Annotated in this window: 22 protein-coding genes; 17 read left to right on the forward strand and 5 right to left on the reverse strand. The window is 51.6% G+C overall.

Going from position 1 to position 26159, the window contains the following annotated elements; genetic code table 11:
- Window positions 1-46: 46 nt before the first annotated feature.
- Window positions 47-2479: an ABC transporter permease gene (locus K7P01_RS23335; protein ID WP_267296999.1), complete on the forward strand. Its 2433-nt coding sequence runs from the start codon at window positions 47-49 to the stop codon at window positions 2477-2479.
- 5 nt (window positions 2480-2484) lie between these two features.
- Here K7P01_RS23335 and K7P01_RS23340 read toward each other — a convergent pair whose 3' ends face one another.
- Both K7P01_RS23340 and K7P01_RS23345 read right to left on the reverse strand, forming a co-directional pair.
- Window positions 2485-3819, reverse strand: a complete 1335-nt coding sequence (locus K7P01_RS23340; protein ID WP_267297000.1) for a sensor histidine kinase — start codon at window positions 3817-3819, stop codon at window positions 2485-2487.
- Window positions 3816-4529 (reverse strand): response regulator transcription factor, encoded by a 714-nt coding sequence (locus K7P01_RS23345; RefSeq protein ID WP_267297001.1) that lies wholly within the window; start codon window positions 4527-4529, stop codon window positions 3816-3818. Before K7P01_RS23345 ends, K7P01_RS23340 begins: the two co-directional genes overlap by 4 nt.
- Window positions 4530-4706: 177 nt before the next feature.
- Here K7P01_RS23345 and K7P01_RS23350 point away from each other — a divergent pair, with 177 nt between their 5' ends.
- The 14 genes from K7P01_RS23350 to ftsZ all read left to right on the forward strand — a co-directional run bounded on the left by K7P01_RS23350 (window position 4707) and on the right by ftsZ (window position 20973).
- Window positions 4707-5012 carry a hypothetical protein gene (locus K7P01_RS23350; RefSeq protein ID WP_267297002.1) on the forward strand — a complete coding sequence of 102 codons (306 nt, stop codon included), beginning with the start codon at window positions 4707-4709 and terminating at the stop codon, window positions 5010-5012.
- A 372-nt stretch (window positions 5013-5384) separates the two neighbouring features.
- On the forward strand, window positions 5385-5828 hold the full coding sequence (mraZ, locus tag K7P01_RS23355; RefSeq protein ID WP_254083924.1) for a division/cell wall cluster transcriptional repressor MraZ: 444 nt from the start codon (window positions 5385-5387) through the stop codon (window positions 5826-5828).
- Window positions 5829-5830: 2 nt separating this feature from the next.
- On the forward strand, window positions 5831-6751 hold the full coding sequence (rsmH, locus tag K7P01_RS23360; protein WP_267297003.1) for a 16S rRNA (cytosine(1402)-N(4))-methyltransferase RsmH: 921 nt from the start codon (window positions 5831-5833) through the stop codon (window positions 6749-6751).
- A 24-nt stretch (window positions 6752-6775) separates the two neighbouring features.
- A complete protein-coding gene (locus tag K7P01_RS23365) occupies window positions 6776-7174 on the forward strand; it encodes an FtsL-like putative cell division protein (RefSeq protein ID WP_267297004.1) in 399 nt (132 codons plus the stop codon).
- Entirely contained in the window at window positions 7164-9254 is a 2091-nt protein-coding gene (locus tag K7P01_RS23370; protein WP_267297005.1) for a penicillin-binding protein, read from the forward strand. The genes K7P01_RS23365 and K7P01_RS23370 overlap by 11 nt, the downstream gene beginning before the upstream one ends.
- Window positions 9255-9355: 101 nt before the next feature.
- Window positions 9356-10819 carry a UDP-N-acetylmuramoyl-L-alanyl-D-glutamate--2,6-diaminopimelate ligase gene (locus K7P01_RS23375; protein ID WP_267297006.1) on the forward strand — a complete coding sequence of 488 codons (1464 nt, stop codon included), beginning with the start codon at window positions 9356-9358 and terminating at the stop codon, window positions 10817-10819.
- Between the two features lie 16 nt (window positions 10820-10835).
- Window positions 10836-12077 (forward strand): phospho-N-acetylmuramoyl-pentapeptide-transferase, encoded by a 1242-nt coding sequence (gene mraY / locus K7P01_RS23380; protein ID WP_267297007.1) that lies wholly within the window; start codon window positions 10836-10838, stop codon window positions 12075-12077.
- Window positions 12078-12117: 40 nt separating this feature from the next.
- Window positions 12118-13470, forward strand: coding sequence for a UDP-N-acetylmuramoyl-L-alanine--D-glutamate ligase (murD, locus tag K7P01_RS23385; protein WP_267297008.1), 1353 nt, complete (start codon window positions 12118-12120; stop codon window positions 13468-13470).
- A 2-nt stretch (window positions 13471-13472) separates the two neighbouring features.
- Window positions 13473-14663, forward strand: coding sequence for an FtsW/RodA/SpoVE family cell cycle protein (locus tag K7P01_RS23390; RefSeq protein ID WP_267297389.1), 1191 nt, complete (start codon window positions 13473-13475; stop codon window positions 14661-14663).
- A gap of 2 nt (window positions 14664-14665) precedes the next feature.
- Window positions 14666-15778, forward strand: a complete 1113-nt coding sequence (gene murG / locus K7P01_RS23395) for an undecaprenyldiphospho-muramoylpentapeptide beta-N-acetylglucosaminyltransferase (RefSeq protein WP_267297009.1) — start codon at window positions 14666-14668, stop codon at window positions 15776-15778.
- Window positions 15775-17169 (forward strand): UDP-N-acetylmuramate--L-alanine ligase, encoded by a 1395-nt coding sequence (gene murC, locus K7P01_RS23400; RefSeq protein ID WP_267297010.1) that lies wholly within the window; start codon window positions 15775-15777, stop codon window positions 17167-17169. Before murG ends, murC begins: the two co-directional genes overlap by 4 nt.
- The gene (locus tag K7P01_RS23405) at window positions 17159-17923 is read left to right on the forward strand and encodes a cell division protein FtsQ/DivIB (protein ID WP_267297011.1); all 765 of its coding nucleotides are present in this window, start codon (window positions 17159-17161) and stop codon (window positions 17921-17923) included. Before murC ends, K7P01_RS23405 begins: the two co-directional genes overlap by 11 nt.
- Before the next feature lie 42 nt (window positions 17924-17965).
- Entirely contained in the window at window positions 17966-19273 is a 1308-nt protein-coding gene (gene ftsA / locus K7P01_RS23410; protein ID WP_267297012.1) for a cell division protein FtsA, read from the forward strand.
- Window positions 19274-19368: 95 nt separating this feature from the next.
- Window positions 19369-20973 (forward strand): cell division protein FtsZ, encoded by a 1605-nt coding sequence (ftsZ, locus tag K7P01_RS23415; protein WP_267297013.1) that lies wholly within the window; start codon window positions 19369-19371, stop codon window positions 20971-20973.
- A gap of 219 nt (window positions 20974-21192) precedes the next feature.
- Here ftsZ and nth read toward each other — a convergent pair whose 3' ends face one another.
- Window positions 21193-21828 carry an endonuclease III gene (gene nth / locus K7P01_RS23420; protein WP_267297014.1) on the reverse strand — a complete coding sequence of 212 codons (636 nt, stop codon included), beginning with the start codon at window positions 21826-21828 and terminating at the stop codon, window positions 21193-21195.
- Window positions 21829-21840: 12 nt separating this feature from the next.
- Window positions 21841-23088, reverse strand: coding sequence for an exo-beta-N-acetylmuramidase NamZ family protein (locus K7P01_RS23425; RefSeq protein ID WP_267297015.1), 1248 nt, complete (start codon window positions 23086-23088; stop codon window positions 21841-21843).
- Between the two features lie 93 nt (window positions 23089-23181).
- Between K7P01_RS23425 and K7P01_RS23430 the strand changes: the two genes are divergently transcribed.
- A complete protein-coding gene (locus tag K7P01_RS23430; protein WP_267297016.1) occupies window positions 23182-24402 on the forward strand; it encodes an ABC transporter permease in 1221 nt (406 codons plus the stop codon).
- Window positions 24403-24493: 91 nt separating this feature from the next.
- On the forward strand, window positions 24494-25051 hold the full coding sequence (locus K7P01_RS23435; protein WP_254083909.1) for a hypothetical protein: 558 nt from the start codon (window positions 24494-24496) through the stop codon (window positions 25049-25051).
- Between the two features lie 87 nt (window positions 25052-25138).
- Here K7P01_RS23435 and K7P01_RS23440 read toward each other — a convergent pair whose 3' ends face one another.
- The gene (locus tag K7P01_RS23440; protein ID WP_267297017.1) at window positions 25139-25903 is read right to left on the reverse strand and encodes a polyprenol monophosphomannose synthase; all 765 of its coding nucleotides are present in this window, start codon (window positions 25901-25903) and stop codon (window positions 25139-25141) included.
- Window positions 25904-26159 lie beyond the last annotated feature (256 nt).

Consider the following 26159-nt stretch of genomic DNA (forward strand, 5'->3'; position numbering starts at 1 on the left):
TGTGGCACTGCATTTGGATGATCAGGATCACTAACTTTCTGCTTTTATGATCAAGAATTATCTGTTGCTCGCCTTTCGGAACTTCCTCCGCAACCGGAGTTATACGCTCATCAACGTGCTGGGATTGACGATCGGCCTAACGGCCTGCATCATCATTTTCTTATTGATCTCGTACGAGGTGCGGTTTGATCGTTTTCACAAACACTACGACCACATCTATCGGATCACCCAACGCACCCGTTCGTCTTCTGGCGAAGAACTCAACGCCGCGACGCCATATCCTATTGCGAAAGCGTTTCGCAACGACTTCTCTCAAATACCGCTGGTTACACAGATTCACCTGCAAGACGAAAGCCTGGTAGCTGTAGGAGATGATAAGCGTATGCTAAAAGATATAGTCTACGCCGATTCACTGTTCTTTGAAGTGTTTGAATTTAAAGTGCTGTCCGGTAACCCCAAGGTTGAACTGGGCGAGCCCGGGAAAGTATTTCTGACGCAATCAACGGCTGACAAGTTACTGAAGGGCCAGACCCGCGGTACTATCCGGTTCAACGGCGTGGAAGATCTGGAAGTAGCAGGCATCATAGAAGACCCCGCCCCAGAGTCGCACATACAATTTTCGATGATCATCTCCATGGCCTCTTTGAAGAACAACGTATTCGGAGGCTTTTCCACCGACTCATGGGAAATGACGGCATCAGGTTACACGTATTTTGTATTGCCGGAAAACATGAAGGCTGAAACAGTATTGCAGGGTCTGAAAGGCTTTGTTGAAAAATACTACCGCAAGGAGGAGAAGGAATCAACCCGCGATCGGGCCTTCGAGCTACAACCGCTGGATGAAATACATTTTGATACCCGGTTTACAGACCATGCAACGGTAACAAAAGCCATCGATTCGTCCAATCTATGGGTTATGGGCGTATTGGGGTTGTTCATTCTAATGATTGCCTGCGTAAACTTTATCAACCTGGCTACCGCGTTGGCCATACGCAAGGCGAAAGAAATAGGCGTACGCAAAACCCTTGGTGCCCGCCGCAGCCAATTGACGTTGTATTTCTTAGGGGAGACGTTTCTCATTACACTTATTGCGGTATTAATCTCACTCTGCGTCACCGAGTGGACGTTGCCCTGGTTGAACGGATTTCTCGAAAAGAGCCTGCGCGTGAACTTACTGTCCAATGGCATGCTACTGGCTTTTCTCTTCGTGCTGATCCTCTTCACAACACTCTTCTCGGGATTTTACCCGGCCATCATATTGTCGGGCTTTAATCCAGCCACGGTATTGAAAAGTAAAGTAACGGCACAGGGCACGTCAGGCGCCGGTGTACGAAAAGTGCTGGTCGTATTTCAATTTATTATCGCACAGGCGCTGATTATCTGCACGCTGGTGATCGCCGGGCAGATGACATACTTCCGCAATAAGCCGCTTGGCTTTAGTCAAGATGCAATCATCAATGTACCACTCCCCAGTAATGAGAAGGCCACGCTGGCGTCGCTTCGTACACGGCTGGAAGCTATACCGGAAGTTCAGAACATGTCGCTTTCGCTGGGGCCGCCTACGTCGGACAATCTTTTCAGGACTAATTTTCAGCTGTACGAAAAATCGAGCGAAGGATATAGCACCAGCGTAAAACCCGTCGACTGGCATTACCTGAGCACGTATGACATCAAGTTGCTGGCAGGCCGTTGGCTCACCGATGCAGATGAAAGACAAACAGATATGGACCTGCCCCTGGAGCAACGGCAATATGTATACATCCTAAATGAAGCGGCAATCAAGCGGCTGGGCTTCCCCAACCCGCAAGCCGCCATCGGCAAAACCATCATCACCGGCGTATACCGTATCAAGGCAGAAATCGCCGGCGTCGTAGCCGACTATCACACCACGTCGCTACACGAATCCATAGAGCCCGTGATCATGATGACCTTTCCTAAGTTCTATTATGATGCCGGTATCAAGGTGAACAGCAAAAACCTGCCGCAGACGATCGCCGCTGTTAAAGCTGCCTGGGAAAGCGTATACCCTGACTTCTACTTTGAATATACTTTCCTCGATCAGGAAGTCGCCGCGCAATACCGGCAAGATGAGCGCACCTTTATCCTCTTTAAGATCTTTGCCGGCATCTCGATCTTTATCGGCTGCCTCGGCCTGTATGGTCTGATCTCGTTCATGGCCAACCAAAAGCTGAAAGAGGTAGGCATTCGCAAGGTCATGGGTGCTTCGGTAACAAGCATCGTTATGCTTTTTGCGCGGGAGTTTATCAAGCTCATTCTAATAGCCTTCGCGTTGGCCGCACCGCTGGCATACTACTTTATGGATAAATGGCTGCAGGGTTTTGCCTACCGTATTGATATGCCGTGGTGGGTATTCCTGCTGGCGGTCGTTGCCACGCTGGTCATTGCGCTGCTAACAGTAGGCTATCGCTCCATCCGCGCGGCCGTTACCAACCCGGCCGAGGTGTTGGCAGCGGAGTAAGGAAATCAAAAGGCCAGGGGCAGCCGCATCGTACAGCGGGTGCCCTTGCCTTCCTCACTGGTAATTTGAAAGCTGCCGCGGTGTACGGATACAATGCGGTCGACCAGCGACAGGCCCAACCCCGCGCCCGGAATAGACCAGGCATTCGACGCGCGAAACAAGGGTACACGTATTCGCTGCAGATCGTCAGGCGGAATACCAATGCCATAATCTTGAATCACAATGGTCACGTCGTGGTCCGTGCTGCTGAGAATGACCGAAATTTTGTCGGATGAGTATTTATAGGCGTTGTCTAATATGTTGAGCAATGCCGTTTGCAGCAGGTGAAAGTTGCCTTGCAGCGGCGATGGTCCCAGCTTTCCTTCCCGTATCACGGTGCGCTCGGGGTGGTGGAGGCTGAAGGCGGCCAATGTGCGATCGACAAGCTCCGATACATCGAGGTTATTCATTTCCGTCTTCATCGGCCCTTCCTCCAGGCGTGCCAGTGTCAGTAGCCCTTGCGTAATGGTGGCCAGCCGCTCGGTTTCCTGCAACACCACATACAGTGTACGTTGATACTCTTCGGGTGGCCGCTCGCGGGTAAGCGCCAGCTCTACTTCTGCCATGATCGCGGTAAGCGGTGTCTTCAGCTCGTGCGAGGCATTTTGTACAAACCGTCGTTGATTTATAAACGCGCGCTCGATACGTCCCAGCAGCGCGTTGAATGTAAGGATCAGCTCGTCGATCTCGTCTACGGCAGAGTCTTTGCGATCGGGCTCCAGGCGATGGCTCAGGTTGTCTTCGGTAACCTGATTTACCTCAGCCACCACGCGTGTTACCGGCTGTAACGCTTTTCCGGAAAAATATACGCCAGACAAATAGGAGAGGATCAGACTCATGATCCACCCAGTAATCGTAGCCTTGAGCAGGAACGTCAGCTCGCGCTCGCCCGGCAGATCTTTCGCGGAGACAAACACAAAGTACAACACATCATTTACTTCGTGCTTGCGCCCGGCTGTGGTATATTCGCCGCGCTCGGCATTAAAGACATCGTTTTGTTTCAAGAATGTGAGCCAGGTAGAAGGGATGTTATATTCACCCCGACCATACAACTTTTTTCCGTCACGGGTATAAATCGATACGGATGGGTTTACGAGGTTAAAGGATCCCGCCGGCATCACATCACGCACTTGTGGTGTCGCATAGTGCAATACTTCGAGGCTCGACTGTTGCGTCAGACGGTCTACAAAGTCGGCGTGTACGAAGCCGCGGGTAAAAAGATAAATAAAGATCAGGATAGCACCGGTAACGAGTGCGCTAACGATCATAAAACGCAGGGCGAGGCGCTGTCTTATTTTCACAACTCCGGTAGTTTTAACACATAGCCGAAGCCCGTGATGGTATGGATAAGCTTTGGCGTAAAAGGTTTATCGATCTTGTTGCGCAGGTAGTTGATGTAGACATCGATAAAATTAGTACCCGTCTCGAAGTTCAGCCCCCACACCGCCTCGGCAATTTCCAACCGCGAGCGTACACGCCCCGCGTTGCGGGCCAGGTATTCCAGCAAAGCATATTCTTTCGCTGTAAGCTGCAGCAGCTTACCCGCGCGTTTAACTTCGCGCGCGTCGAAATCGATTTCCAAATCGGCCAACACAAGTTTCTCTTCTGCGTGCGTGGCGCTATCGGTTGCAGCGGCCTGTAGTGTCTGCACACTCCGGCGACGTGTCAGGGCTTTAATGCGTGCATACAGCTCGTTGAAGCGAAAGGGCTTTGGCAAATAGTCATCTGCGCCGGCTTCCAGCCCGGCAACAATGTCGTCGCTCATGCCGAGCGCCGTTAACATCAGCACAGGTGTAAGCTCATCTTTTTCACGCAATTGTTTGCAGAGCTCCAGTCCATTGAGCAAAGGGAGATTTACATCAAGTACAATAAGATCATAGCTGCCGCTCTTCGCTAAACGCAGACCGATTTGTCCGTCGTAGGCCACATCGGTTTCATACCCTGCTTCCACAAGGCCGCGCTTTAATACTTCGGCGACTTTTGTCTCATCTTCAACGACCAATATCTTCATAATACCCCTATAATAAACGGTTTCGGAATTTTATACGAATCACCACGGGATAATACCGACATCCTAATGTATTTCTAATACTCTAATATAAATCTAATGAGGTTATAAGTGGATCCTAATATCATTTTCCCCGCGGACCTCGTAAACTTGAGCAAGAAAACAAACGATCAAATATATATGAAAAAGCTAGGGTTAATGATGTTTCTGGTGGGCTGTGTAACGGTTGGCGCATCTGCCCAAACTGGCGAGAAAAATGATAACGCGCCAATATGGATCTCGAAAGACGTACAACGATTGCAGTTCCGTGAAACGGGATACACACCTGCCGTTGTCACCACGGGAACTGCCGCTTCGGTGGTCTCCAAGGGAGTGGCTGCCGTCAACGCGCGTCGTACGGCGCGTCCTGCTGTGCGTGTTGTTACCGGCGGCACGCCGTCATGGGTCGTATCGAAGGGCGTAGCCCGCATGCAGGCTGAACGTTAGCCATATGCCGCGCAAATGCTTATAAATAGTTTTAGGTTTTAGGTTTGGTTAGAGCCCCTTCGCGAAAGGGGCAGAGGTTAGGTAAGGGCCGTCTCACACAACGTGAGGCGGCCTTTTTTTATGGCCTGGCCTTCCCTTTTTCAACCACTTTGCTCCACCATGACGTCTTTGCCCGTCGAAAACCCACCGTCTTGCTCAAAAACGCAGGGTTGAAAATATTTTCCTGGTGTCGTTTAGCCATCAAAAGTGACATTTGAAGTGCCTTTTTGGACATTTTTTCGTTAATAATGCAAGAATGTGGGAGAAAGTGGTTGGAAGTGGAGCAAAAATACTTATGTTTGCTTAGGAGAAAAAGACAACCACTACACGTCTATGACTTTCTTCACCAGCGAATATGAGAGCAAACTTGACGCGAAGGGCAGACTTGTCCTGCCTGCGCGGATCAAAGCGCAGTTGCCTGAGACTGACGGCAATGTGCTTATGATCCGTAAGTCGCTCGACCCTTGCCTCATAATCTACCCGATGGTGGAGTTCAACAAGGTCTTCTCGAAAATTTCGGGGTTAAATGAGTTTAACAAAGAGGCTGTACCGCTGCAGCGCAGTTTTTTTGCGGGGATTACGGAAGTAGAAATGGACAACAACGGTCGTATCCTGATCCCCAAGAAATACCTGGCGCACGCTCAGATCGAAAAGGACATTATCCTGGTCGGTATGGGAAACAAAGTAGAGGTATGGAACCCTGCCCTGTACGAGAAGCACCTGATTCAAGATCCAGGTGAATTGTCGACTCTGGCGCAGAAGTACCTGGGCGAGTAGCTATGACAGAAGGTTATCACAACCCTGTCATGCTCCGCGAGTGTATCGAAGCGCTGCGTATTCAGCCAGAAGGCACCTACGTCGATGTGACGTTTGGTGGCGGTGGGCACAGTAAGGCAATATTGGAAAAGCTCCAGGGTGGCCGGCTGATTGCCTTCGATCAGGATGAAGACGCAAAGCGTGAAGCCGCTAGCATCACGGATCGTTCTTTCACATTTTGTCAGGCAAACTTCATGTACTTAAAAAAGTACCTGAAGATCAACGGTATCACCAAAGTTGACGGCATCCTCGCCGATCTCGGCATTTCTTCACACCAGATCGACTCGCCGGAACGTGGCTTCTCTACTCGCTTTGACGGCCCCCTCGATATGCGCATGGATCAAAATCTGGCGCTTACCGCCGCGGGCGTGTTGAACGAATATACAGAGCAAGACCTGCACAAGATCTTCGGCATGTACGGCGAACTTAAAAACGCCCGGACCGCCGCGAAGATGGTGACTCAACAACGCGCCAATCGTCCCTTTGTCCGTACGGAAGATTTAAAGGCAGCGCTGCAAAGCATTGCCCCGCGCGGCAAGGAGAATAAATATTTCGCCCAGGTGTTTCAGGCACTACGCATTGAAGTGAACACAGAGATGAAAGCACTTGAAAATTTTTTGCACCAATGTGGCGAAGTCATGAATACCGAAGGCCGACTGGTGGTGATGTCGTATCACTCGCTGGAAGACAGAATGGTAAAGAACTATATCAACAAAGGGAAAGTTTTTGGTGACGTAGAAAAAGACTTCTACGGCCATGAGCTGAAACCCTTTGAGGCGGTAAACCGCAAACCGATCGAAGCGTCGGAGGAAGAAACGGAACAAAACCGGCGGGCACGCAGCGCAAAACTGCGGATCGCCGAAAGACTGGTAGACAGGAAGTAATATAATAGAGTAGGCAGGAGCACGATGAGCGAGAACAAATTTAAGATTCGCCCCAGTAGCAGCAAAAGTCGCGAAGCGACCGCCGGTAACGGTGGTGGCTTGTTTGCTGTATTGGAGCGCCGCATCAGACTGGAGAGTTATTTCGAAGAAGGGTTCCCGGTGCAGTATCTGCCGAAGATTCTGTTCGTATTGGCACTCGGCATACTGTATATCAGTAACACACACTATGCGGAAAAGACCGTGCGCGGCATAAATGCCATACAGGCAGAAGTAGAAGACCTGCGCGCCGACTATACCACATTGAAAGCCGACCTGATGTTTTCCAGCAAACAGTCGGAAGTAGCGCGTAAAGTGAACGACTACGGATTACAAGAAAGTTTGACACCGCCCTATAAGATAGTAGTACAGAAAGGTGAATATTAAAAAGTCCATATTATTAAGAGTACGGATCGCATTCCTGTTTGTCGTCCTGTTCGCCATTGCTGTGGTGATCAAGACCGGACATATTCAGTTTGTGGAGGGGGAGAAGTGGGCGAAGATGGGCGCAAAGATTTCGTTCGATTACAAAAAAGTAAAAGCCACCCGCGGGAACATATACTCTGACAATGGCAGCCTGCTGGCTACGTCGTTGCCTTTTTATAAGGTAGCATTTGATGCCACTGTGCCGAAAGAAGAGATCTTCAAAAAAGGCGTAGACTCGTTGGCACTGCAACTGTCCCGATTCTTTAAAGACAAGTCTGCCGAAGAGTATCGCCGCATTTTGAAAGATGCACGCGCGGGGCACAAACGATATATTATCCTGAACCGTCGTCAAATCGACTACCAGGAAAAGAAGATCATGAGAAGCTGGCCCATCTTCCGCGAGGGACGTCAGGCGGGTGGTGCGATCTTTGAAAAGATCGATGTGCGTTACCGCCCGTTCTCGAACCTGAGCCGCCGTACCATCGGATTTATCAACGAGAACGAAACCGGCGCCGGGCTGGAATATAGCTTCAATAAACAGCTGGGTGGAACAGATGGTTATGCCTACTATCAGAAGCTGGCGGGTGGTGTATGGATGCCGGTACAAGACGCCAACAACGTGAAAGCCGTGAATGGCCTGGACCTGCGAACGACGCTTGACATTAACCTGCAGGACGTAGCCGAGACTGCACTACTCAAAGCGATGAAGGCGCACAATGCCGACGACGGACTGGTAGCCGTGATGGAAGTAAGCACGGGCGAGATCAAAGCCGTGTCCAACCTGAGCAGCAACGGTCAGGGTAGCTTCTACGAGAAATTCAACTTCGCGGCGGGTGGCCTGTTCGAACCCGGTTCTACCTTCAAGCTGGTGACGATGATCGCCCTGCTGGAAGATACGAATATAGAGCTGAGCGATACGATCGACGTTGGCAATGGTGAATATACCTTCTACAACCGCACGGTAAAAGATCACGAAGAAGGCGGTCTGGGACGTGTTTCGATCCAGGAAGCGTTCGAGCACTCCTCGAACGTAGCGATGGCCAAACTTGTCGACAAACACTTTGGTCTGAAACCGCAGAAATTTGTAGACTATATAGACCAGTTGAAGCTGTCAAAACCACTGGGCGTGCAATTGGTAGGGGAGCCCATGCCGAAGATCAAACGCCCGGGACAAAAAGGATGGAGCGGTATCAGCTTACCCTGGATGGCCTATGGTTACGGTTTTGAGATCACGCCGCTGCATACCCTCGCACTGTACAATGCGGTAGCAAACGGAGGCAAAATGATCAAACCCGTATTTGTCCGCTCGGTAAGCCGCGCAGACGAAGAGGAGGAGAAGTTTGAAACAGAGGTATTGAACAGTCAGATCTGCTCGGGCAAAACACTCGATAAGCTGCATCTGTTGTTAGAGGGTGTTGTTGAAAAGGGTACAGCCAAGAACATCAAAGGTACACACTACCGTATCGCGGGTAAGACAGGTACATCGCAGATTCTGGAGAATGGCCGCTACACACGGAAGTATATCACATCCTTTGTAGGCTACTTCCCGGCGCACAACCCGAAGTATAGCGCCATTGTGCTGATCAAAAATCCACGGGGATGGTACCAGTATGGTAGCAGCGTGGCCGCGCCGGTGTTTAAGGAAATTGCCGACAATATCTATGCACGCGACATCAACCTGCACCAGCCGATGGACGTGCGAAAGTTCGCCAAAACTGATGTGCTGCCGGTGATCCGTGCGGGCAATCAGCAGGAGCTGACCATGCTCTGCAACGAGCTGGGTATCTCAAACCACTCCCAGACAGAGGAGGAGTGGGTGCGATCGTCTCGCACAGGCGACGGGGTGGATTGGAAAAAGGCTGCGGCGGGCCGCGACCTGGTGCCCGATGTCATGGGCATGACGTTTCGCGATGCGATCTTTCTCCTGGAGAAGTCGGGCTTAAATGTATTTTACGAAGGCAAAGGACGTGTTCAGCAACAGTCGATAACGGGCGGGGCACGCGTAAAAAGAGGTGATAGAATTTATATACGCCTGGGGTAAAACATGCCCAATGTGGAAATGTGTATAGAATTTGTGGATAACTTTTAGGAGTATACTTCAAGAGAGACCATAGAAATAGAAAATTATACCGGGTTATAAACGTGGCAGAGCTCAAAGACATCGTATACAAAGTTTCACTGACTTCCAGCTATGGCAACATGCACGTGGAAGTCGCGAATCTTTGCTTCGACTCCCGCAAAGTAACGCCCGGTACTTTGTTTGTGGCCGTGCGCGGCACGCAGTCCGATGGACATGCGTACATCGAGAAGGCTGTTGCGCAAGGTGCCGTGGCCGTTGTATGCGAGAAGCTGCCCGAGATGATCTCTGAAACCGTTACGTATGTAACCGTCAAGAGCAGTGCCCATGCACTCGGGATAATCGCGGCAAACTTTTATGGTAACCCTTCCGATAAGCTGAAGCTAACCGGTGTGACCGGCACCAACGGTAAAACAACAACGGCGACATTATTGTTCCAGCTCTTTACCAAGCTGGGCTACGCTGTGGGGTTGATCTCGACAGTGGAGAATCGTATTAATGACACGGTTGTTCCTTCCACGCATACTACGCCGGATCCGATCCAGCTCAACGAGCTGCTGAAACGGATGGTAGAGGAAGGCTGCACGCATGTATTTATGGAAGTGAGCTCGCACGCGGTAGACCAGGAGCGTATTGCTGGCGTAAAATTCGCTGGCGCGATTTTTACCAACATCACGCACGATCACCTGGATTATCACAAAACGTTCGAGAACTATATCAAAGCCAAGAAGAAATTCTTCGACGATCTGAACAGCGACGCGTTTGCGCTGGTGAATGCCGACGACAAGCGCGGCATGGTTATGCTGCAAAACACACGCGCAGCCAAGCATACATTCGGCTTGAAGAAGATGGTCGATTTCAAAGGCAAGATCATTACCAATTCCATTGAAGGTCTCGAGCTGGAAGTCGGCGGCAAGAATGTATGGTTTAAAATAGTCGGCGACTTTAATGCTTACAACCTGCTGGGCGTCTACGGCGCCGCAATGCTGTTAGGCGAAGATTCCGAAGAAGTGCTGACACAGCTTTCGTCGCTGACAGGTGCCCCCGGCCGCTTTGAGCTGGTGATGCCGGGCGCGAAGGTGACGGCCATTGTAGACTACGCCCACACGCCCGATGCTTTGAAAAATGTATTGGAAACCATCGCCCAATTCCGCACGGGAAATGAACAAGTCATTACCGTCGTGGGCTGTGGTGGAAACCGCGACAAGACAAAGCGGCCGTTGATGGCTTCTATTGCTTGCCGTTTCAGCGACAAGGTTGTGCTGACGTCAGATAACCCGCGGGACGAAGATCCGATGGAGATCATCCGCGAGATGCAGACCGGTGTAACGCCTACGGAAACACGCAAGACCCTGGTAATGGCCGACCGCGAGGAGGCAATCAAAACGGCTTGCATGATGGCCAAAGACCACGACATTATACTCGTGGCCGGCAAAGGACACGAAGACTACCAGGAGATCAAAGGGGTGAAATATCCGTTTGATGACCGCGAGGTAGTGGCCCGTATGATAAAATTGATGACACACTAGCGATACTGATTGAGGAATGCTGTACTATCTCTTTAATTATCTGAATGAGCTGAACTTCCCGGGAGCCGGGGTATTCCAGTATATTTCATTCCGTGCGGGCATGGCGGCATTCCTGTCATTGCTTATCACGATCACATTCGGCAAGAACCTCATCAATTTCCTCCGCCGCAAGCAAGTAGGTGAGAGTATTCGCGACCTCGGTCTGGAAGGTCAGTTGCAGAAGAAGGGTACACCCACCATGGGCGGCCTCATCATCATTGCCGCCATCCTGATTCCTACGTTGCTGTTCGCAAAGCTGGACAACGTGTACGTGGTGCTGCTCATCATTGCCACATGCTGGCTGGGATTGATCGGTTTCCTGGATGACTATATTAAAGTATTTCGCAAGAACAAGGAGGGGCTGGCAGGCCGCTTTAAAATCGTTGGTCAGGTAGGCCTCGGGTTGATTGTCGGGCTGACGCTGTACTTTAACGACTTTGTCGTAGTACGGGAAGTTGACAATGCTGCCTCGCTTACCACGTCCGAGGTACAGGATTTTCAGCAGGAGACCGGGCCGACCACCAACAAGGTGCACTATAAAGACAAGAAGACAACGATTACTACGGTGCCGTTTGTGAAAAACAACGAGCTGGACTATAGCAAGATCCTGCCGGAGGCGCTGCGGGAGTATACCTGGGTGCTATACGTACTGGTGGTGATCCTGATTATCACCGCAGTGTCGAACGGTGCGAACATCACGGATGGTATTGACGGATTGGCGGCGGGGACGTCCGGAATTATCGGGTTGGCGCTGGCAATCTTAGCCTATCTGTCTGGGCGTATAGACTTTAGTAACTATCTCAACATCATGTACATTCCCAACCTGGCAGAGGTCGTAATTTTCTGTACGGCCTTCGTGGGAGCATGTTTGGGCTTTTTGTGGTACAACGCCTACCCCGCGCAGGTATTCATGGGCGACACGGGGAGTCTCACGTTGGGCGGTGTCATTGCCGTGCTGGCGCTGGCGGTACGCAAAGAACTGCTGATACCGGTATTGTGCGGCATCTTCCTGGTTGAAAACCTATCGGTGATCATTCAGGTGTCGTACTTCAAGTACACGAAGAAGAAATATGGTGAAGGGCGCCGCATCTTTTTGATGTCGCCGCTGCACCACCACTACCAGAAGAAAAACATACACGAGGCAAAGATCGTGACGCGCTTCTGGATCTGTGGCATCTTGTTGGCCATCCTGACGCTGGCCACCTTGAAGCTACGCTAACATTAAATTGAAAAGAACAGCTTAGTATAAAGAGTAAAAAATGATTGAACGGATTGCCATTGTAGGTGCAGGAGAAAGCGGAACGGGTGCTGCCATACTCGCGAAAGCGAAGGGGTACGACGTATTCGTATCGGACCAGGGGCAAATCAAAGATAAATACAAGGCTGAGCTGACCACCGCCGGTATTCCGTTCGAAGAAGGCAAACATACCGAAGAGCAGATTCTGCTGGCCAGCCTGGTGATCAAAAGCCCCGGTATTCCCGACAAGGCCGAGATCATAAAAAAGATTAAGGGAGCCGGCATCTCGATCATCGACGAGATCGAGTTCGCATGCCGGTACATCGATGGTAAGATCATTGGGATTACCGGTACCAACGGGAAGACCACGACAACCCTGTTGACATACCACCTGTTGCAAAGCGCAGGGCACAAGGTAGCCCTGGCGGGCAACGTAGGCTTTAGCCTGGCACGCCAGATCACAACGGAAAAGTTCGACTGGTATGTGCTGGAAATGAGCAGCTACCAACTGGATGGCACGTGTGACTTTTCACCGGCCATCGGTGTGTTGTTGAACATCACCCCGGACCACCTGGACCGCTACGAGTATACCATGCAGAAATACGTAGACTCGAAGTTCCGACTGATTCAGAATATGAAGACCCCGAACCACTTCATCTACTATGCAGACGACGTGGTCATCTCGACTGAATTGAAGAAACGCGAGATCGCAGCCAAGCAGGTGGCGGTATCGTTGCAGCGCGACAAAGCAGCGCCGGCGTATTACGATGGTTCGGTGATGCGCTTCGACCTGGGCGAGCACTTTAGCATTGCACAGGAAGACACCACGCTGAAAGGTCCGCACAACCTGATCAACACCATGGCAGCCGTATCGGCCGCCTACCTGGCCGGTGTATCGGTAGCAGCCCTCCGCGCGGGACTGAAAACCTTTAAGAATGCGCCGCATCGCCTGGAGCCGGTGGCTACAATTAAAGGTGTTGATTTTGTAAACGACTCGAAGGCCACTAACGTGGACTCTGTAGTATATGCACTTGGCAGCTATGACAAGCCGCTGGTGTGGATTGCCGGGGGTGTCGATAAAGGCAATGACTATGGCCTGATCGAAGACGCCGTGCGGCAGAAGGTTCGTGCCCTGATTTGTCTGGGCAAGGACAATGAGAAGCTGAAGAAAGCTTTTGGCGACGTAGTGCCCGTGGTACGGGAGACACAGAGCGTGCCGGAGCTTGTGAAGATGGCCCTGCAGGAGGCAAAACCCGGCGACGTGGTATTGTTATCTCCCGCCTGTGCAAGCTTTGATCTTTTCCGGAACTATGAAGACCGGGGTGATCAGTTTAGGAAGGCAGTATTGGATTTGAAAAAAGAAGTAGAAGGGTAATGATGATCAAGGTTAAAGAGTGGGCGGACAAATACCTCGAGGGTGACAAAGTCATCTGGGCGGTTGTATTTGCATTGTCGGCGATCAGCATCCTGGTGGTCTATAGCTCCATCGGTACGCTGGCCTACAAACATTCGACCATGCCCGAGCGTATTTTATTAACGCACACCATGCACGTATTCATCGGTCTGGCGGCGATGTGGTTTGCCCACCGTGTGGACTACCGGTATTATTCCAAGCTCTCCAAGTTTGCCTTGTGGATCAGCATTCCATTACTAATCTATACGTTTACCAACGGTGTGTCGCTGAACGACGCTGCGCGCTGGATCTATATTCCCATCGTAGGATCATTCCAGCCTTCGGACTTTGCGTCGCTGGCGCTGATCGTAAACCTGGCCAGCATGCTCTCGAAGCGTCAGCAGAACATCGATGATATTAAAGAGTCGCTTATCCCGATCCTGTTCTGGTGCGGCGTGATCTGCGGGTTGATTGCCCTGACAAACTTGTCGACAGCCGTATTGCTGCTGGTGACCTGCATGTTGATCATGTTTATCGGCCGGGTTCCGACCAAGTACCTCGCCATGCTGGTATTTGTCGGGTTGCTGTTCGGGGCATTGGCGCTTAAGTTTGGTTCTCGGGGGGAAACTGCCAGGAGCCGGATCACGAGCTTTATTGAAGGCACACACCTTCCGTTCCAGGCGGTGCAAGGACACATTGCCGTGGCCACGGGGGGTATACTTGGCAAAGGCCCGGGTAACAGTGATCAACGTAACATTCTGCCGCACCCGTACTCGGACTTTATCTATGCCATCGTCATTGAAGAGTATGGCATGGTAGGAGGGATCGTAGTGTTGGTCTTATACCTGCTGTTGTTGCACCGGGGCATGAAAGCTTCGTATGCCAGCGAGCGCGCCTTTGGCGGATTACTGTCGGCAGGGCTATGCTTCGATACGGTGTGTCAGGCGATGGTAAACATGGGCGTCGTGGTAGGCCTGGGGCCGATCACGGGGCAGCCGTTGCCGTTGATCTCCATGGGGGGTACATCGATGGTCTTTACCGGCTTGGCCCTGGGCATTGTGCTCAGCGTAAGCCGCGGTGAGAAAGATGCCCACTGGGAACAGAATGCGGAGCCCAGCGAAGAACGCGAACAACAGAAACAACCAAGGAACGTACCGACAGCCAAAGCGGCGTAAGCATGACAACGAAGTCATCACCATATCGACTCATTATTAGCGGCGGCGGAACCGGTGGCCACATCTTTCCCGCGGTAGCGATTGCGAATGCATTTCGCGAACGGCATCCCGATGCGGATATCCTGTTCGTCGGTGCGCAGGGCAAGATGGAGATGACCCGTGTGCCGGAGGCTGGCTATAAAATAGTAGGCCTGTGGATCAGTGGACTGCAGCGTCGGCTGACGTTGACGAACCTCTTGTTCCCGCTAAAAGTGCTGGTGAGTCTGATAAAGGCCCGTCGCATTGTGAAAGACTTTAAACCGCATGCAGTGATCGGCACCGGCGGTTTTGCCAGCAGCCCGGTAATGCTGGCGGCAACACGCCTGGGTGTACCGTCGCTCATTCAGGAGCAGAACTCCTACGCCGGCCTGGCGAATAAGCAAGTGGCCGGCAAAGTGTCGAAGGTATGCGTAGCATACGCCGGCATGGAAAAATACTTTCCGGCAGCGAAGATCGTCTTTACCGGCAACCCGGTACGGAAGGATATCCTCACCGTGGCGACGAAACGTGATAAGGCTTTGAGCCACTTCGGGTTTGATGGCCGCATCCGCACGCTGCTGATCATCGGTGGTAGCCTGGGTGCCCGCACCATCAACGAGAGCATTCTGCACGGCATCGAAAAGTTAATCGATGCAGGGGTGCAAGTAATCTGGCAGACAGGCAAAGGATATTATGAAACGTACAAAGCCCAATTGGGCAAGTACGATCTGCGCAAGATTCGCGTGCACGACTTCGTGCGCGAGATGGATTTGGCCTATGCGGCGGCCGACGTAGTAGTCTCCCGCGCAGGCGCGCTGTCGGTATCCGAACTGTGTGTCGCCGGCAAGGCGAGTATCCTCGTGCCTTCCCCCAACGTAGCGGAAGATCACCAGACAAAAAATGCGCAGGCGCTATCGGAACAGGATGCAGCCATCCTGATCGCCGACAAAGACGCAAATGCGACACTCGTAGAGACAGCGTTGAAACTGCTCTTCGACGAACAACGGACGGCCCGCTTGCGGGCAAACATCAGCCGGCTGGCCAAGCCGGATGCGACGGCAGACATTGTACTACAAATTGAAAAGCTGATCAAGTGAAGATAGAGCAATACGATAATATTTATTTCCTCGGCATCGGTGGCATTGGTATGAGCGCCCTGGCGCGGTGGTTTATGAAAAAAGGCCTGAAGGTATCGGGATATGATCGTACGGCCACAGCGCTCACGGCAGCGCTGGAAGCAGAAGGCATGGTGGTTCACTACGACGACAACGTCCAGTCTATCCCCGCCGAAGTGCGGAGCCAGAAGGACAAAACGCTGGTGGTATTTACCCCCGCCATTCCGAAAGATCACCAGGAGCACGCGTATTTAAAGGAGCAAGGCTATACCATCCTGAAGCGCTCGGAAGTATTGGGCCTGATTACCAAAGGATACAAAACCATTGGTGTGGCCGGTACGCACGGCAAGACGACCACATCGTCCCTGGTGTCGCATATCCTGCACGTGGCGGGCCGCAACATGGTGGGTTTCCTCGGCGGGATCACCACCAACTACAGCTCGAACCTGATCATGCAGGGCGAGGTAACGCCAGACACGACAGTGGTGGTGGAGGCCGATGAGTTTGACCGTTCCTTCCTGCGGCTTTTTCCGCAGATCGCGATCATCACCTCTGCCGATGCAGACCACCTGGACATTTATGGTGACCATGACGCGTTGATCACCTCGTTCCGGGATTATATCAAACAGATCAACACAGGCGGTGCGCTGATCATCCATGAGTCTGTTGCCGAGCAACTGACGGCAGGCATGGATCACGTTACCAAATATGTATACAGCATGAGCCGGGGACAATTTTTTGCCGGCAACATTAACGCTAGTAGCGGATTTTTTGAGTTCGACCTCCATGGACTTGGATCGGTTGAACACGTAAGGCTCGGTGTCCCTGGTTTTCATAATATCGAAAATGCGATTGCCGCTTCGGTGGCAGCACATCTATGCGGTGTTCCAACGGCGACGATTGTCGAAGCGTTGGGTTCATTCAAAGGCGTGAAGCGCCGCTTTGAGTTTATCGTGCGCGGTAAGAAAGTGGTATACGTAGACGACTACGCCCATCACCCCACCGAGATCGAGGCGTTTCTGCGGTCTATGAAGTCGATGTACCCCGGGCGGAAGCTGACGGTCATCTTCCAGCCGCACCTCTTCAGCCGCACACGCGATTTCGCGGAAGGCTTTTCCGCCAGCCTGAGCCTGGCCGACGAGCTGCTGCTGATGGACATTTACCCGGCGCGGGAGTTGCCGATACCGGGAGTAGATTCTGATATGCTGATGAAAGACATCACCAGCCCGGTCAAGATCCGCTGCAACAAAAATGATTTGATGGAAAAACTGGCGTCACTCGACCTCGACGTAGTCGTGACAGTAGGTGCCGGGGATATAGACACTTTTATTGAGCCCATTAAAAAGCTCGTGGAGACAAAGTATGAAGGTTAAGTTTAACCTGAAGCGCGAAGTAAAGATCATCGCCGCGGTCATCGTGGTAGCGATATTTATTGCCTTTACCGAACGCCGGCAGGGAGATATCACCGTACGCGACATTACTGTAAAGATCGAGAATGAGCAGGAGAACCACTTCCTGGACGAGGCCGATGTCATGAAGCTCATGCAGCTGAACCTCGAGAACCTGCGGGGTACAGGTCTGAACGAAGTCAACCTGAAAGCGATCGAGCAGCGTGTAAAGAGCGAGCCGTTTGTGAAAGAAGGTGAGCTTTATAGTGACCTGAAAGGAAATATGGTCATTCGCGTGGAACTTCGCAGACCGATTGCACGTATTGTCCGCAACGATGGGCCTGATGGCTATATCGCCGAGGACGGTACGATCATGCCGGTGTCGGAGAAGTTTACCTCACGGGTGGTGCTGATCAGCGGCGGTTTTGTGCGGCAATTATTGAAGCAGAAGAACGTTAACGATACAGAAGAAGGCAAACAATTGATCGAACTGATCAATGCCATTCGCGAAGACGAATTTTGGAATGCCCAGATCGCTCAGCTTGACATGGATAGCAAGGCACGCATCACGATGTACTCGCAAGTAGGCGATGAGCGCATCGAGTTCGGCCGGCCGGATAACCCGGAAGTAAAATTTAAGAAACTGCGGGTCTTTTATAAAGAGATCCTGCCGCGCATGGGATGGAATAAATACGACCGGGTAAACCTGGAGTACGAAGGGCAGATTGTCGCGGAGTAATAAAAAAAGAACAACACAACCACTATAAATAGAATTACTACCATGGAACACGAGAAAATAGTCGTCGGATTGGACATAGGCACAACCAAGATCTGTGCGATTGTCGGTCGTAAGAATGAATTCGGTAAGCTGGAAGTCCTCGGTATGGGCAAGGCTGAATCGGAGGGCGTGGTGAAAGGTATCGTATTCAATATCGACAAAACCGTGCACGCGATCGAAAAGGCGATCAAGGAAGCGGGTGACCAGGCCGGTATCGACATCGGTGTGGTAAACGTGGGAATTGCAGGTCAACATATCCGCAGCTTTATTCAACATGGTGGTATTACGCGTTCCTCAAAAGAAGATGAGATCACGATCGACGACGTGGAGCGTCTGACGCAGGACATGTATCGCATGGTCGTGCCTCCGGGCAGCCAGATCATCCACGTCATGCCGCAAGATTATATGGTAGACTACGAAGACGGCATTAAAGAGCCGGTAGGGATGTCGGGTGTGCGCCTGGAGGCGGACTTCCACATCATTACCGCGCAGACCAACGCCATCAACAATATCAACAAGTGCGTGCGCCGCAAAGGATTGGAGATTGAAGACCTGATCCTGGAACCGCTGGCGTCCAGCCTGGCCGTGCTGAACGACGAAGAGAAGGAAGCCGGCGTTTGCCTGATCGATATTGGTGGTGGTACGACCGATATTGCAATCTTCTATGACAACATCATCCGTCACACGGCAGTGATCCCATTCGGAGGTAACATCATTACCAACGACATCAAGCAAGGGTTGATGGTGTTGCCGCAGCAAGCCGAGCAGCTGAAGACCCGTTTCGGCAGGGCCATTGCCGAAGAGGCAAGCCCGAACGAGATCGTGTCGATCCCCGGCATCCGCAACCGTGCGGCCAAGGAGATTTCCGTGAAGAACCTGTCGAACATCATCCAGGCGCGCATGGAGGAGATCATCGAAATGGCACACGCCGAGATCATCGCGTCGGGATTTGAAAACCGGCTGGCGGGTGGTATCGTCATCACCGGCGGCGGTTCACAGCTGGCCAACCTGAAACAACTGGTAGAGTATATGACGGGAATGGATACCCGTATAGGTTACCCGAATGAGCACCTGGGCAAGACGAAGATCGAGGCGGCGAAGAGCCCGATGTATGCGACTGCGGTAGGGCTGGTATTATCGGGGTTCCGTTCGCTGGACGAGCGGGAATCGCGCTACAAGGAAGCTCGCGAGGTGGTCAGAGTAGCCCCCAAAGCGAAGAAGCCCGTCGCATCGAGGAATTTCTTCAACGACATCTTGAACAAAACCAAGAGCCTGTTGATCGATGACCTGGACGGTAAGAACGAATATTAAATACAGAGAACTGGCACCAGAGTATTGGCACTTGAGATTCGGAACGATATTTTTGCCGGTCACAAAAAAAGCAACAACCACTAAAAGTAATACACATGTTCGAAACAGGATCCTACAAATTTGATGTTCCTAAGACGAGCCCCATGCGATCGATCATCAAAGTGATCGGCGTGGGCGGCGGCGGAAGCAATGCTGTGAACCACATGTACAAACAAGGCATTAAAGATGTCGAGTTTGTCGTCTGCAACACCGACGCTCAGGCGTTGAACCTGAGCCCGATACCGAACAAGCTGCAGATTGGCCTGAACCTCACGGAAGGGCTGGGCTGCGGCGCAAACCCCGAAGTAGGGAAGAACGCTGCCCTTGAAAGCAAGGAGCAGATTCGCGAGATGCTGACAGGCACCAAAATGGTTTTCGTCACGGCCGGTATGGGCGGTGGTACAGGAACCGGCGCGGCGCCCGTCATTGCCAAGATCGCCAAGGATATGGACATCCTGACGGTCGGCATCATCACCTCGCCGTTCTCATTCGAAGGAAAGAAAAAAATGGCACAGGCCGAGCTGGGCATCGGTGCCTTGCGTCAAAGCTGCGATACAGTACTGGTCATACTGAACGATAAGCTGCGCGAGATCTACGGTAACCTCTCGATCAACCAGGCCTTTGCCCAAGCCGATAACGTATTGACTACCGGTGCTAAAGGCATCGCCGAGATCATCACCCTGGCCGGCTACGTAAACGTAGACTTCCAGGACGTACGCACGGTCATGCTCAATGCAGGCGCGGCTGTGATGGGCTCCAGCGAAACGCGCGGTGAAGATCGCGCCAAGAAAGCTGCCGAAGGCGCCCTGTCGTCACCGTTGCTGGACAACCGTGACATCATGGGTGCAAAGAAAATCTTGCTGTCCATTATCTCGGGTGTAGAAGCCGAGTTGCAGATGGACGAGCTTACCGAGATCACCGAATATATCCAGGAGCAGGCCGGCGAAGAAGCCGAAATGATCTTCGGTCACGGTGTAGACTCCGACCTGGGCGACCGCATTCGTGTAACGGTAATTGCTACCGGTTTTAACCATGAGTCAACGAAGTTTACTACTTCGCCGCCCAGGAAGGCAGAAGATACCAAGAAAGTGCACGATCTGGACCGTAGCATCGAGCGCCAACAAGGCTGGTTGTTCAACGGTAACAGCACGCAGACGCATAGCGACAACTCGGTAAACGAGCGCAACTTCGACGTGAAAGCCAAGCCGGAAATAAAGCCCGAGCGTCCGGAAGAGAACCGTTCGTCAGAACGTGAGTTTACCTTCTCCGGCCCGTTCAACAATAACAAGCAGCAGGAACCTGTCGTGCGTCACGATGACGAGGGCGATGAAGGCTTGTTCCGCGACGACGAGTTTGACGACGTGTCTGTGAAGTATGGTGACCAGATCATCAACGATGACGGCATGATGGAGCTGCGCAACACCAAACAGCGTTTGCAGCAACAGGCTCGCGAGCGCCAGGACAAGCTCAAGCAAGCGCGCAAGAACGAAATGACGAAAGAGGAGTTCAACGAAAAGTGGGCGTTGCCTGCGTACCTGCGTCGTGGTGTAAAGATGACGGACGTGCCGCACTCTTCGGAGCCGTTCATTTCAAAGTATAACCTGAATGATGACAACAGCATTCTGGGCAATAATAAGTTTTTACATGACAATGTAGATTAACAGCGCTACAGGCGGTTGCCTGTAGGTAAAGATATGGCATTCCGGTGCGACAGGTCATTTACTCCATTCGTAGTGGTTGTTGGTGGTAAATATTTTTTGCCGGTACCGGATGCCAATTTTTTAACTGAAGAATAGCGCGCATTTTTTGTCTGCAGCTTTTTATTCAGCAGATGCGCGCAAGGCAATGCCGGACGTTGACCACGTCCGGCATTTGCTTTTCTAGTCGCGCAGGTCTTTGCGCATATATTTAGAACAGATCGGACACTTCGTCCACACGTGGCCGCGGGCCGGGCAGAACTTTCGCCCGAAGTAGATAATCTGCAGGTGAGCTTTATTCCATTTCTCCTGGGGGATGAGGCGTTTCAGATCGTGCTCGGTCTGCTCGACGCTCTTGCCGTTGGTCAGGCCCCACCGGTAGGCCAGGCGATGAATGTGTGTATCGACGGGGAAGGCCGGCAGCCCGAACCATTGAGTCATCACGACGGAGGCCGTCTTGTGCCCCACCGCCGGCAACGCTTCGAGCGCTTCGAATGTGCCGGGCACTTCGCCGTCGTATTGGTCGATCAGGATCTGCGAGAGCCCATGTATACCTTTTGATTTCATCGGCGACAGCCCGCATGGTTTAATGATCTCGCGGATTTCTTCCACGCTCATCTTTACCATATCGTACGGGTTGTCGGCTTGCTTAAAGAGGGCGGGGGTAGTTTTGTTTACGCGCTCATCCGTACACTGCGCCGAGAGCAGCACCGAGATGAGCAGGGTATAGGCGTCTTTGTGCTGCAGTGGTATTTCAGGGGCGGGAAAATAGTGTTCGAGGATGGCGAGTATATCCGCCACTTTTTCGGCTTTGGTCATGGAACGATACGGTCAGGGATACAGCAGGTATTGCTTGCGTTTTTCTTTAAAGGCGTCCAGGCCGGGTTGCCAGCTGGCGCGGATCTGCTCTTCGGTCATACCCGCCTTGATCTGCTGCTGCAGCTCTTCTGTGCCGGCCAGCACATTGAAAGACTTGATAAAGAACTTCTCTTTATTGGGATACAGTTTATATACCTTCAGGAGGTATTGCAGGTCTACCTTGCGGGCTACCGGCACCTGGCGCAGATCTATTCCATAGCAGGTTTCGTTCTCGTGCGGTGGATCCATCGTTGTGCCTTTGATCTCCACCGGGGTGAATTGGAACGTCATGTTGGGCACATTCTTTAACGCAGGACTGCCCAGTATCTGGAAGGGCATCGGCGTACCGCGGCCGAGGCTGATGTCGGTACCCTCAAAGAGACAGATTGAGGGATACAGGCGTATGGCCTGGTCGTTTGGCAGATTGGGCGAAGGCCTGACCGGCAGTGAATAATCGTCGGTATGTTTCCAATGCAACAACTGAATTACTTCGAAGTCACATTTGCGTTGGCCGTCCAGCCAGCCTTCGCCGTTGATCATGCCCGCCATTTCGCCCAGCGTCATACCGTGGGTGACAGGAATGGGGTGCATGGCCAGGAACGATTTAAACTCGGGTTTGCGTACAGGGCCGTCGACATAACTGCCGTTGGGATTGGGGCGGTCGAGAATAATGAGGTGTTTTTTGTTTTCGGCGCAGGCCTCCATGAGGTAATGCAGCGTGCTGATATAGGTATAGAAGCGGGCGCCTACATCCTGGATGTCAAAAATCACGACGTCGACATCGGCCAACTGACGGGGTGTAGGCTTACGGTTCTTGCCGTAGAGCGATACCACGAGCACACCGGTCTGGTGGTCGATACTATCTTGCACATGTTCCCCATTGGCGGCATTGCCGCGAAATCCATGCTCGGGGCCAAAGATCTTCACCAGGTTCACACCGCGGCTTTTAAGGGTGTCGGCTACGTGGGTTTTATTGATCAGCGCGGTATTGTTGACGACCAGGGCTACCCGCTTGCCGGTCAGCTTGGGCAGCAGGACATCGAGCCGGGCGGCCCCGACAACGACTCCGGGGGGTGGGGCAGGGGTCTGCGCGGCGGCCGGAAACTCCGTTGCCGGCGTTGTGGGCCGGGCGTGGCATTGTACCAACCCCAGCAGGCAAACGACGAACAGCCTCGGTTGGAGCAAAAAGGCGGTTCGGATGGCAGCAGTGCGGACTTTCATAGGAACGGGCGGTTGTTTTACGGACAGTTGGTTATGGGCCGTTCAAGTCCTACTTTTACGGCCACATTTTAGCTGAAAAGGTAATAATTAGGCTTGAACCTTTCGTATTTCATATCTAAAAGAATCAGCCGGGAGCAGCGGTCAGGTTTTGCCTCGACGATCCACAAGATCGCCATTGTCAGTATCGGCATTGGGCTGGGCGCCGCCATCGTCTCTTTTCTGATCATGAAGGGATTTCAGGAGACTATTCAGAATAAAATATACGGCTTCAACGGCCATCTGCTCATCACCAAGCTTACCCCCAGCAATTCCGTGGACGAGGAGCCGATGGACTTTCACGTCGACGCGTACGATCACCCCGAGCGATATCCCTATATCCGCCACATGCAGGAGTATGCGCATAAGACCGGATTGGTAAAGACACAAGATGAAGTGTTGGGCGTCGTGTTTAAAGGTGTCGGTAAAAGCTTTGATCAAAAGGCCTTTCAGGAAAACCTGATCGCGGGAAAGTTTATTCAATTCCCCGACTCCAGTCACTCAAACGAGGTTGTTATCAGTCAAATCATCGCCGATAAGTTGAAAGCAAAGGTTGGCGATTTTATTATTGTACACTTTTTTCAAAATCCGCCGCGCTTTCGCAAACTTAAGATCGCCGGTATTTATGAGACGAATTTATCGGAGTATTTTGACAGCAAAGTAATTCTCGGTGACATTCGCCTGATCGCACGGTTAAACGATTGGGCGGAGGGTGTAAGCGGTGGGTTAGAAGTGTTTATATATGATCCCGAGCACGCGGAAGAAGCCCGCGAAGTACTGGCAGAATCGACGGATTTTGATATGCGTATAGACCTGATCAGCGAGCGGTATCAACAGGTGTTTGAATGGCTTGGGCTGGTGAACCGTCAGGTAGTAATTTTGTTATGCATTATACTAACCGTGGTATGTGTAAATATGATTTCAATCGTGTTGATTTTGGTGATGGAGCGAACACAAATGATCGGTATGTTAAAAGCGTTGGGAGGCAACGACCGCCTGGTGCGTTCAATCTTTATATACCAGGGTTTCAGTCTTGTAATAAAAGGCCTGTTTTTAGGCAATTTGATTGGATTGGGGCTTTGCAGCTTGCAGTATTATTTTAAAATCGCTAAACTGAATCCTCATGACTATTACATGAGCTTTGTGCCCATTAGCTGGCACTGGGAGACTGTCTGGATGCTTAATTTATTGACACTCATGGTTGTTACCGCGGTCCTGATTATCCCTACCGAGGTTATTGTTCGTATCCGGCCCATAAAAGCCATTCGTTTTGATTAGTTAATCCGTGGTTATAAGCGTTTAAACTTCAAATAATTTCCTATTTTTGTTGATGTAAGGAGCCCACCTTATATCGAAATGTTTTAATGTTATGCAATTAAAATTCAAAAATCCGGTCAGGCCTGACCTGACCTCAACTATCCAGAAGCGCAACCGCCGGCTTCAGGCGTTCTTTAACGCCAAGAATCTGGATGTGCGGTTGCACGGCGACGCTCAAAATCCGCTCATGGTATTGTGCGGATGCGTAGGACTGTCTGCTTATGTACACAACTTTGACCTGCGTATGTTGGATAAGCCCAACCAGGGAGAAGTTATGCGCATTTTTAAGCTGACAGAGATCGTACAAGGTACACGCGAAGAAGTTGTAGAATGGCTACAGCAGTATCCGCAAATGCCTTTGTATCGTATCCAGCACGCAGGTAGCAAGCTGTTTTTGTGTGGTTTCAACTTTGTTGACCGCGAGCAGAAATTAGGCCGGTACCCGGTCTTTGCCCGCGAAGACTACCACATTTACAAACAGCGTGAAGCTGCGGAAGACATCCTCAACATGCTAAAAGAGGACGGTTACGAAGTGGAAATTACCGAGCCCGATCTCGAGCTGGTGAAATCACACGTCGGTCCGATCACTTTTGTTGGCCTGGAGGATTAGCTGACGTGATTTGATCCGTTGGTTCGCGGGTAGGTCACCTTGTCCGCGAATCAACGGGTTGGATGTTATGTTAGTTACCTTTAATGCTTAGCGCGCCGCTGTAACGGCTGGGTTGGGAATGTATTTTCTGAACCAGCTTTGAATGGTCATTTGCAAGACCCCGAAGAAGGCCTCCTTGAAGATGCCCGGAGACATCTTTGACTCTCCGCGCGTGCGGTCGGTAAAGATGATCGGAACTTCTGTTAGCTTAAAGCCAAACTTCCAGGCGAGGAATTTCATCTCGATCTGGAAAGCATATCCCACAAATCTGATCTGATCCAGCGCAATGGTCTCCAGCACCACACGCCTGTAGCAAACAAAGCCCGCGGTCGTGTCGCGTATCGGCATGCTCGTGATCATGCGCACATAGCTACTGGCAAAGTACGACAACAACACCCGGCCCATGGGCCAGTTCACAACATTTACCCCCGTAGCATAACGCGAGCCGATCGAAACATCACTGCCGTGCTCCGTGCACGAGAGATATAGATTTACCAGGTCTTTCGGATCGTGCGAAAAGTCGGCATCCATTTCCAGGATGTATTCATAGCCTTTCTCCAGAGCAAATTTAAAGCCTGTGATATAGGCAGTACCCAATCCTTGTTTTCCCGGACGTTTTAATAAGTGAAGCCGGGTAACTGCTGTGTTGTAGGTAAGCTGAAGCTGTTCGACGATTTCGGCCGTGCCGTCGGGAGAGTTATCGTCTACAATGAGAATGTCAAAATCCTTGGGCAGTGCAAAAACAGTATCGATGATCGCGCGGATATTCTCGCGTTCCTTATACGTGGGAACAATGACGATGGCGTTATTCACGACTGGTTTTTGGATTATAGCAAAACTAAAAAAAGCCTGCGTTTATACAATTCGTCCGGCGTGCCAGGCGTCGATTTTTTACCATGTGTTGTCGATTGCGATGGTGCCCAGGTCGCGATTGTGTCGCATCAGAGCAGTTTTCCCTCTTTTATTCACCGGCCATACTCCGTAAAATTTAACATACGGTGGAAGGCGCACAGGGGCCGATTTTTGGATTGGCGGAGAATCTGTTACTTTGGCAACGTTCGGCGCCGCA

The organism is Parachryseolinea silvisoli (assembly GCF_021190955.1).
GTDB lineage: Bacteria > Bacteroidota > Bacteroidia > Cytophagales > Cyclobacteriaceae > Ohtaekwangia > Ohtaekwangia silvisoli.